Source organism: Pseudomonas sp. GD04015, from assembly GCF_029837675.1.
Classification (GTDB): Bacteria; Pseudomonadota; Gammaproteobacteria; order Pseudomonadales; family Pseudomonadaceae; genus Aquipseudomonas; species Aquipseudomonas paralcaligenes.
The window spans coordinates 283,533-290,551 of record NZ_JAOEEE010000002.1 but is presented as its reverse complement, the minus strand read 5'-3'; the positions used below and the strand labels follow the sequence as shown (position 1 = coordinate 290,551).

Sequence of the window (7,019 nt, the reverse complement as noted above, 5' to 3'; positions counted from 1 at the left end):
TCCGTCGGCGCGCCGGGCCTGAAGGCGATCATCACCTACCTGTCGGGCGACAACATCGACGCCGCCGGCGGCGACCGCCGCGAGTGGGAGCGCGACTTCCGCCTCGACTACACCCTGCAGGACGGCGCGCTCAAGGGCCTCGGCTTCTCCTGGCGCAACGCCTCCCTGCGCGGCAACACCAGCGCCAACGACCAGGACGAGAACCGCCTGATCGTCAGCTACACCCTGCCGATCCTCTGACCGGCAACGGCGGGGCCTCGCGCCCCGCCTTCTCCTGACCCGTCCGCCATCGGACAGGAAGGCCAATCCAGCGCCAAGGAGAATTCCATGAGCTTCAAGCCCCGCCACTTGCTCGCCGCCCTGCTGGCCGCTGCCCTGCCGGTCGCTGCGCACGCCGCCGAGCCTCGCGAAGTCCGCCTGGACTACGCCTACTACGCCCCCACCAGCCTGGTGCTGAAGGACCAGGGCATCCTCGAGAAACGCCTGGCCGCCGACGGCATCTCGGTGAAGTGGGTGTTCAGCCAGGGCAGCAACCGCTCCCTCGAATACCTCAACGGCGGCAGCGTCGACTTCGCTTCCACCGCCGGCCTCGCCGCCGTGCTCAGCCGCGCCAACGGCAGCCCGGTGAAGACCGTGTACATCGCCAGCCGTCCGGAGTGGACCGCCCTGGCCGTGCCCAAGGATTCGCCGATCAAGACCCTGGCCGACCTCAAGGGCAAGAAGGTCGCCGCCACCAAAGGCACCGATCCCTACCTGTTCCTGCTGCGCAGCCTGCAGAGCGCCGGCCTGGGCAAGGGCGACGTGGAGATCGTCCACCTGCAGCACCCGGACGGCCGCGTGGCCCTGGAGCGCGGCGACGTGGATGCCTGGTCCGGGCTCGACCCGCACCTGGCCGCCAGCCAGCTGCAGGCCGGCTCGCGCCTGCTCTATCGCAACCTCGACTTCAACAGCTACGGCGTGCTCAACGTCAGCGACCGCTTCCTCGAGGAACAGCCGCAGCTGATCGGCAAGGTCATCGCCGCCTACGAGGAGGCGCGCCAGTGGACCATCGCCCACCCGCAGGAGACCGCCGAGCTGCTGGCCCGCGAGGCCAAGCTGCCGCTGGACGTGGCCAGGCTGCAACTGTCGCGCACCGACTTCGGCAACCCGCAGCCGGGCGCCGAGCACATCGCCGCGCTGAAGGCCGCCGCGCCCATCCTGCTCGACGAGCAGCTGGTGCGCCCGGGCACCGACGTGGCCGCCGTGGTCGACCAGCTGATCAGCCCGCAACTGGCGGCCGGCGTGATCGGCCAGCCGGTGGCCAGGACGGAGCCGTGAGCCATGACCGGTAGCAGCCTGCTCGCCACCTTCCTGGCCGCCCGCGCGGCCATCCGCGGCGAGCGTTCGCCTACGGCCCCGCGCCGTCCGTGGGCCGGCAACTGGCGCGGGCTGGTACTGCCACTGGCCCTGCTGGTGCTGCTGGAGGCGCTGGTGCGCCTCGGCTGGATTCCCGCGCACCAGCTGCCGGCGCCCAGCCAGATCGGCCAGACCCTGTGGTGGCTGGCCGCCGGTGGCGAACTGTGGGGACACATCGGCGTGAGCCTGGCGCGGGTCGCGGCCGGCTTCGCCATCGGCACGGCGCTGGCCGTGCTGATCGGCGCCTGGGTCGGCCTCAGCCGCCGCGCCGAGAGCTACCTGGAGCCGACCTTCCAGGCCCTGCGGGCGATCCCCAGCCTGGCCTGGGTGCCGCTGCTGCTGCTCTGGCTGGGCATCGACGAGACGCCCAAGGTGGTGCTGATCGCCCTCGGCGCCTTCTTCCCGGTCTACCTGGCGCTGCTCGCCGGCATCCGCAACGTCGATCGCAAGCTGGTCGAGGTCGGCCGCCTGCATCGCCTGTCCGGCGTCGAGCTGACCCGGCGCATCCTCCTGCCGGCGGCGCTGCCCAACCTGTTCACCGGCCTGCGCGGGGCGCTCAGCCTGAGCTGGATGTTCCTCGTCGCCGCCGAGCTGATCGCCGCCACCCGCGGCCTCGGCTACCTGCTCAGCGACGGCCGCGAGACCTCGCGGCCGGACCTGGTGATCGCCGCCATCCTGCTGCTGGCCGTGTTCGGCAAGCTCAGCGATGGCCTGCTCAAGGCCTTCGAGGCGCGCGCCCTGCACTGGCGCGACAGCTTCGTCGGCGGGGAGGGTTGAGATGGGCGCGTTGCTGGAACTGCGCGGCATCCGCAAGGCCTTCGCCGGCCAGCGGGTGCTCGACGACATCGACCTCAGCCTGGCGCCGGGCGAGATCGTCAGCCTGCTCGGCCCCAGCGGCTGCGGCAAGAGCACCCTGCTGCGCATCGCCGCCGGCCTCGACGAGGACTTCAGCGGCGGCCTGGCGCACAACCCGCTGCTGGATTTCGGCGGTGGCACCGGCATCGGCGTGGTGTTCCAGGAGCCGCGCCTGCTGCCCTGGCTGAACGTGGCGCAGAACATCGGTTTCGCCGATGGGCGCAAGGCCGACGGCGCCTGGATCGGGCAGTTGCTCGACGATGTCGGCCTGGCCGGCCAGGGCGACAAGCTGCCCAAGCAGCTCTCCGGCGGCATGGCCCAGCGCGTGGCCATCGCCCGCGGCCTGTACCAGCGGCCCCAGGTGCTGCTGCTCGACGAACCCTTCAGCGCGGTGGACGCCTTCACCCGGATGAAGCTGCAGGACCTGGTGGTGCGCCTGGCCGACACCTACGGCATCGCCCTGCTGCTGGTCACCCATGATCTCGACGAGGCGTTCTACTTGAGCGACCGCGTACTGATCCTGGGCGGCACGCCGAGCCGCATCCAGCGCGAACTGGCGGTGCCCCTGCCGCACCCGCGCGACCGCCGCGCCGTGGAACTGGCCTACCTGCGCGGCGAGGCACTGACCGAACTGACGCTGTAAACGAACCTCAAGGTGGAAGCTGTTTCCGGGCCGCATGGCCCGGTTTTTTTATCTGCGGGAAGTGTGGCGGGCTCTTGTAGGGTGCGCCGTGCGCACCGGACAGGATTGCTGGTGCGCACGGCGCACCCTACGCAAGCGCGATGGCGCTGCGTCTAGCTGCGCTGCAGCGAAGACGCCGCCAGGCCCAGCCCCAGGGCCACCAGCACGCCGCCGATGGCCCGCTCGATCAGGTGCCGGCTGCGGGCGACGAAGGCGCGCGCCGCATCCGAGGACAATCCATAGGCCACCAGGGCGAACCAGAACAGGTGGGCGACGGCCATGAACAGCCCGTAGCCGAGCTGGGTGAGGGTGGCGGTGTCCGGGCTGATCACCTGGGTGAACAGGGCGACCACGAACAGCGTGGTCTTGGGATTCAGCGCATTGGTCAGGAAGCCCACCCGCAGCGCCTGCCAGTCGGACAGGCGGGGCGCGTCCAGCACCTGCTGCGGGTCCGCCTTGCGGCTGCGCAGCATGCCGATGCCCAGCCAGATCAGGTAGGCGGCGCCGGCGAACTTGACCAGGTTGAACAGCACGATGGACTGGGAGATCAGCAGGCCGATGCCGAGCATCGAGTAGGTCACGTGTACCAGCACGCCGAGGCTGATGCCCAGCGCCGTGAGCAGGCCGGCGCGGCGCGACAGGAACATGCTGTTGCGGCTGACCATGGCGAAATCGGCGCCGGGGCTGACCACGGCGAGCAGGGTGATGGTGACGACCGAGACGAGTTCGAGCATGGCGCAGTCCGTTTTCCTGGTGGGCTGGTCAAGATGAGGGCAGTCTCCGTCGACGGCAAGCGCGGGTTTCACCCGCCCTACTCTGTGTAGGGCGGGTGAAACCCGCGTGTGCCTACTCGCCTACCGGCATGTCCGCATCCGCCGAACCACCCCAATCCGCCGGATAGATACCCTCGAGCACGTACCGATGGAAGGACGACCAGGGCCAGTCGACGACCCGCTCCACCAGGCCATGCCTGAGCGGATTGCCGTGCAGGTAGTCGAGGTGGTTGCGCAGGTCGGCCTCGTCGCGGATCAGATGCTCCCAGAACCGGTTCTGCCAGAGGCTGCCCTGGCCTTTATCCATCCGCCGTTCGCTCAGCAGCTCGGGGCGATGGTAGGCCGAGCAGGCTACGGCGACATGGCGCTTGATCAGTCGCCAGCGGTTGGAAAAGTCCGCATCGCCGTCCGGCAGGGTCCAGATGGCGTGCATATGGTCCGGCAGCAGCACCCAGCCGTCGATGCGGAATGGCAACCGAGCCCGCACCCGGTCGATGGATTCGCGCAGGGCGGTGCGCACATCGTCGTGGGTCAGGATGGCCTGTCGGCCTTGGGTGACGACCGTGAAGAAATAGGTTCCGCCGGGGACGGCGGCGCGTCTGTAGTAGGGCATCACAACGTCCTTGTTGTGCGGTGTTCAGGGCTGCGCGGGTTTCACCCGCCCTACGGTTGGGCAATGGCGCGCAGCAGCGCCGCGCTTTCGGCGTCGGCGGGGAAGAAGGTTTCCAGGGCCAGTTCGGCCAGGGTCACGTCGTTGGGGGTGCCGAACACGGTGGTGGTGCTGATCAGGCTGAGCACGCCCTGTTCCGTGCGGAACTGCAGCGCCATCAGCACGCTGTCCGGCTGCGGGGCGGGGACTTCCTCGGGGGCCGGGTAGCCCAGCAGTTCTTCCTGTAGCGCCATCAACTGCGGGTCGCCGCTGATGTCGATGTCGTGCTGCAGGCGCATCAGCAGGTAGGCGCGCCACTGGGCCAGGTTGACGATGCGCGGCGCCAGCCCGTCCGGGTGCAGCGATATGCGCAGCACGTTGAGCGGCGGGCCGAGCAGCTCGGCCGGGATGCCGGTGAGGAACGGTGCCACCGCGCCGTTAGCGGCCAGCAGGTTCCACTGGCGGTCGATGGTGAGCGCCGGGTAGGGCTCGTGGGCCTTGAGCAACTGCTCGATGGCGGTGCGGGCGGCGGCCAGCGCCGGGTCTTCCAGGCCGTGCTGGCTGTACAGCGGCGCGTAGCCGGCGGCGGTGAGCAGGCGGTTGCGCTCGCGCAGCGGAATCTCCAGCTGCTCAGCCAGGTGCAGCAGCATCTCGCGACTGGGCAGGGCGCGGCCGGTCTCGACGAAGCTCAGGTGGCGGGTGGAGATGTCCGCCTCGCAGGCCAGGTCGAGCTGGCTCAGGCGGCGGCGCTGGCGCCACTGGCGCAGCAGGGCGCCGACGGGGTGATGGGCTGTGTTCATGGTTGCCGACGATAGCCCAGGGGCGTCATCGCGGCCATTACCTGGGACGTAATCGACGCCTGGCGCGATCCGGACGAACCCTATGGACAGGCGCCGATCCGGCGTCGCCATCCGGAGATTTCGCCATGAACACCCTGAACGCTTCCCCGCTGCTGCGTCGCGCCCTGCTCGCCGACGGCCTGGTCGGCCTGGCCACCGGCTCCCTGCTGGTACTGCTCGCCGACTGGTACGCCAACCTGCTGGCGCTGCCCGCCGACCTGCTGTACGGCGCCGGCCTGGCCCTGTTGCCGCTGGGCCTGTTCCTCGCCTGGCTGGGCTGCCAGGAGCGGATCAACCGCCTGCTGGTGTGGGCCGTGATCGCGATCAACGCGCTGTGGGCGATCGACAGCCTGGCCCTGCTGTTCGCCGGCTGGGTGTCGCCCAACCTGCTCGGCCAGGTGTTCGTCATCGGCCAGGCCGCGCTGGTGCTGCTGTTCCTCGAACTGGAGCTGATCGGCCTGAAACGCTCAGAGGCGGTGCCGGTCTGAATCCCAGGCGCATGGCCCCACCCGCGAGGCGGGGCCTTGCCGGCGTGACGACCGGTCCGCGGAGCGGTCCGGCGCGGGATGTAGTGTCTCGCGGAAGTCGCTACAATGCGCCGCCGATTTCTCCACCACCGAGGCCGCGCGCCATGAAACTCCGCTTTCTCCTCTGGATGCTGGGCCGCCTGATGGCCAAGGCCAGCCGTACCAACCCCGAGTTCCAGAAGCAACTGGAAGGCAAGGACCTGGTGTTCCAGCTGCACACCCTCGACGGCAAGCTGGCGCGTCACTACCGGATCAAGGACAAGCGCGTCACCAGCCATGCCGGCGCGGCCAGCGAGCCTGCCTTCGCCATCGGCTTCAAGGACGCCGCCTACGGCTTCGCCACCATGAACGCCAAGAACAAGCAGCTGGCCTTCATGCAGGGCATCCAGAACAAGGACATCCAGATCCAGGGCAACCCGGCGCTGGTGATCTGGTTCCAGGGCCTGCTCAAGCATGTGGTGCCGAAGAAGAAAAAGAAGAACGAGGTCAAGAAAGCGGCCTGAGCCGCTTTCCCTCGCGGGCCCATGCGCTAGGCTGGGCCTTTTCACGGATATCGCCCCGATGCGCCTGTCGTTTCTCCTCGCTCTGCTCCTGTCGCTGGCACTCCCGGTCCGCGCCGAAACCGACGCCACCCTGGCGCGCGTGCTGGACCTGGCCGGGGTCAGGCTGCTCTGCGAGCAGGCCGCGCCGCTGCTGCAGCGCGGCATGAGCGAGGATCAGCAGAAGGCGCTGGGCGAGGCCTTCGCCGCCGGCCCGCTGTGCGACGACCTGGCCGAGCGCATGGCGCCAGGTCTCCGGCAGGAACAGCTGGAGGCGGCGCTGACGCTGCTCGACAGCCCGCTGGCCCATCACTTCACCGCCGCCGAGCGCGCGGTGGGCGAGGATGGCGGCCTGGCCGCCTACCGCCAGCAGCTGCAGGAGCGCCCGCCGCTGGGGCCGCGCGTGGAGCTGGTACGGCGCCTGGACAAGGCGGCGCACACCACCGAACTGGCCACGCTGCTGCGCTACGAGGTGGGCAAGACCCAGGCCCTGATGGCCCTGCGCGCCCGTGGCGGCGACCTGGGCGAGCAGGAACTGGCCGAGCAGACCGCCGCGCAGCTGGCGCCGCTGCGCGCCTCCAGCACCAGCGGGATCGAGGCGTTCATGCTCTACGCCTACCGCAAGACGCCCAGCGATCAGCTCGGCGAATACGTTGCCCTCTACGAGCAGGAACCCCTGCGCGTGGTGCTCGAAGCCAGCGTCAAGGCGCTGCCGGACGTGTTCGCCGCGCGCCGGGCGAAACTGAAGTAGCGCGCGGGG

The 7,019-nt window shown here is 69.7% G+C and carries 10 protein-coding genes; 7 read left to right on the top strand and 3 right to left on the bottom strand.

The window, feature by feature from the left end; all coding sequences use genetic code 11:
- From N7640_RS02930 to N7640_RS02915, 4 genes are all read left to right on the top strand, one after another.
- Nucleotides 1-240: OprD family outer membrane porin (locus N7640_RS02930; protein WP_279906023.1), on the top strand; the 240-nt coding region annotated here is incomplete at its 5' end.
- 87 nt (nucleotides 241-327) lie between these two features.
- Nucleotides 328-1,317 carry an aliphatic sulfonate ABC transporter substrate-binding protein gene (locus N7640_RS02925; RefSeq protein ID WP_279906024.1) on the top strand — a complete coding sequence of 330 codons (990 nt, stop codon included), beginning with the start codon at nucleotides 328-330 and terminating at the stop codon, nucleotides 1,315-1,317.
- A gap of 3 nt (nucleotides 1,318-1,320) precedes the next feature.
- Nucleotides 1,321-2,172 (top strand): ABC transporter permease, encoded by an 852-nt coding sequence (locus tag N7640_RS02920; protein WP_279906025.1) that lies wholly within the window; start codon nucleotides 1,321-1,323, stop codon nucleotides 2,170-2,172.
- 1 nt (nucleotide 2,173) lies between these two features.
- The gene (locus N7640_RS02915) at nucleotides 2,174-2,893 is read left to right on the top strand and encodes an ABC transporter ATP-binding protein (protein ID WP_279906026.1); all 720 of its coding nucleotides are present in this window, start codon (nucleotides 2,174-2,176) and stop codon (nucleotides 2,891-2,893) included.
- A gap of 152 nt (nucleotides 2,894-3,045) precedes the next feature.
- Here N7640_RS02915 and N7640_RS02910 read toward each other — a convergent pair whose 3' ends face one another.
- The 3 genes from N7640_RS02910 to N7640_RS02900 form a co-directional block, all read right to left on the bottom strand.
- On the bottom strand, nucleotides 3,046-3,666 hold the full coding sequence (locus tag N7640_RS02910) for a LysE family transporter (RefSeq protein WP_279906027.1): 621 nt from the start codon (nucleotides 3,664-3,666) through the stop codon (nucleotides 3,046-3,048).
- Nucleotides 3,667-3,778: 112 nt separating this feature from the next.
- The gene (locus N7640_RS02905) at nucleotides 3,779-4,318 is read right to left on the bottom strand and encodes a transposase (RefSeq protein WP_279906028.1); all 540 of its coding nucleotides are present in this window, start codon (nucleotides 4,316-4,318) and stop codon (nucleotides 3,779-3,781) included.
- Nucleotides 4,319-4,368: 50 nt separating this feature from the next.
- A complete protein-coding gene (locus N7640_RS02900) occupies nucleotides 4,369-5,154 on the bottom strand; it encodes a helix-turn-helix domain-containing protein (protein WP_279906029.1) in 786 nt (261 codons plus the stop codon).
- Nucleotides 5,155-5,279: 125 nt separating this feature from the next.
- Between N7640_RS02900 and N7640_RS02895 the strand changes: the two genes are divergently transcribed.
- The 3 genes from N7640_RS02895 to N7640_RS02885 all read left to right on the top strand — a co-directional run bounded on the left by N7640_RS02895 (nucleotide 5,280) and on the right by N7640_RS02885 (nucleotide 7,010).
- A complete protein-coding gene (locus N7640_RS02895; RefSeq protein WP_279906030.1) occupies nucleotides 5,280-5,681 on the top strand; it encodes a hypothetical protein in 402 nt (133 codons plus the stop codon).
- 143 nt (nucleotides 5,682-5,824) lie between these two features.
- Entirely contained in the window at nucleotides 5,825-6,223 is a 399-nt protein-coding gene (locus N7640_RS02890) for a helicase (protein ID WP_220811247.1), read from the top strand.
- Nucleotides 6,224-6,281: 58 nt separating this feature from the next.
- A complete protein-coding gene (locus N7640_RS02885; protein WP_279906031.1) occupies nucleotides 6,282-7,010 on the top strand; it encodes a hypothetical protein in 729 nt (242 codons plus the stop codon).
- Nucleotides 7,011-7,019 lie beyond the last annotated feature (9 nt).